Origin of the sequence: Dietzia sp. SYD-A1, assembly GCF_015356725.1 — a bacterium.
In the GTDB taxonomy this organism is placed as follows: domain Bacteria; phylum Actinomycetota; class Actinomycetes; order Mycobacteriales; family Mycobacteriaceae; genus Dietzia.
Map to the genome: position 1 here is coordinate 1 of NZ_JADDKI010000460.1, position 1,612 is coordinate 1,612.

The 1,612-nt window shown below is 72.1% G+C and carries 1 protein-coding gene; it reads left to right on the forward strand.

The window, feature by feature from the left end; genetic code table 11:
- Nucleotides 1-127: 127 nt before the first annotated feature.
- The gene (locus tag IY392_RS15670) at nt 128-1,609 is read left to right on the forward strand and encodes an amidase (protein WP_107755704.1); all 1,482 of its coding nucleotides are present in this window, start codon (nt 128-130) and stop codon (nt 1,607-1,609) included.
- Nucleotides 1,610-1,612 lie beyond the last annotated feature (3 nt).

Sequence of the window (1,612 nt, forward strand, 5' to 3'; positions counted from 1 at the left end):
GGGGTCATGGCGCCCAGCCTAGAAGGGTCGCCCGCCGGGGGGTGTGATGTCCGGGTCCGCGCCGGTGTGAGTTGACGCCGCTGTCGCCGACTGTAGGATTGTCGACAATCTGATGGAAGGTATACGGATGACCACTTCCCTGACGGCGCTGGAGCTCTCCGAGCGCTTCCGCACCGGCGAACTGTCCCCGGTCGACGCCGCGGTGGACGCACTGGAGGCGATCGAGCGGGTCGACGGCATGATCAACGCCTTCTGCCACGTCGATCGAGCGGAGACCCTCGCGGCCGCCCGTCGGTCGGAGGACCGGTACCGGCAGGGTGCGCCCCTCAGCCCTCTCGACGGGGTCCCCACGTCCATCAAGGACATCTTCTACACCCGCGGGGTGCCCACGCTGCGAGGTTCGCGCCTGCTGGCCCGGAAGGACGGCGCCGCCGACCCCGCCTCGTGGCCCGACGACGCCCCGGTGACCTCGGCCGTGCACGAGGCGGGATGTGTGGTGATCGGTAAGACCACCACCCCCGAGTTCGCCTGGAAGGGTGTCACCGACAACACACTCACCGGGATCACCCGGAACCCCCACGACACCGACCTCACCCCGGGAGGGTCGAGCGGAGGCGCGTCGGCCGCCGTCGCCGCCGGGCTCGGACAGCTCGCGCTGGGCACCGACGGTGGCGGCTCGGTCCGGATCCCGGCGGCGTTCTGCGGGATCGTGGCGCTCAAACCCACCTACGGTGTGATCCCCATGTTCCCCTCGAGTCCGTTCGGCACGCTCGCCCACGCCGGCCCGATGACCCGCACCGTCGCCGACACCGCCGCGTTCATGGACGCGCTCCTCCGACCGGATCCCCGCGACTGGTCGGCGGTCCCGGCCCGGGCGACGACCCCCGGCCCGGGCGGATACCTCGCCGCGGCCACCGAGGGTGCGCAGAGCGCCGGCGGGGACCGACCGCTCGAGGGTCTGCGGGTCGCCTACAGTCGCGACCTGGGTTTCGGCACCAACGACCCCGAGGTCGAGCGGGAGGTCACGCACGCGGTGGACGTCCTGGCGTCGTTGGGAGCACGGGTCGACTCGGTCGATCCCGGGGTCACCGATCCCGTCGACGCCTTCCACGTCCTGTGGTTCGCGGGGCTCGCCGCGGTGCTCGCGCCGCACGGCCCGGACGCGATCGACCACGTCGACCCGTCGATGCGTGAGGCGTTGGGTCGGTACCACGACTACTCCGCGGCCGACTATCTCGACGCGGTGGCGGTCCGGATGGCGCTCGGCGCGCGGATGGCGGACTTCCACCAGGGGTACGACATCCTCATCACCCCCACCACCCCGATCCCCGCTTTCGCGGCCGGGTCGGACGTGCCCCCGGCGTGGCACAGTCCCGACTGGACCTCGTGGACCCCGTACACCTATCCGTTCAACATGACCCAGCAGCCGGCGCTGAGCGTGCCCTGCGGGACGACCGATGCGGGCCTGCCGGTGGGGATCCAGATCGTGGGGGCGCGGTTCGACGACAGGCTCGTCGTCCGGGTGGGCGCCGCTCTCGAGGCGGCACTCGGTCAGGTGGTCCCCGCCCCGCGGATCCACGCGTCCTCGGCCGGGAGCGCCGGGGGATGACGG

Bases quoted from the DNA above. Each gene is read 5' to 3' on its own strand.
- IY392_RS15670 (WP_107755704.1), top strand. From the start codon at position 128: ATGACCACTTCCCTGACGGCGCTGGAGCTCTCCGAGCGCTTCCGCACC.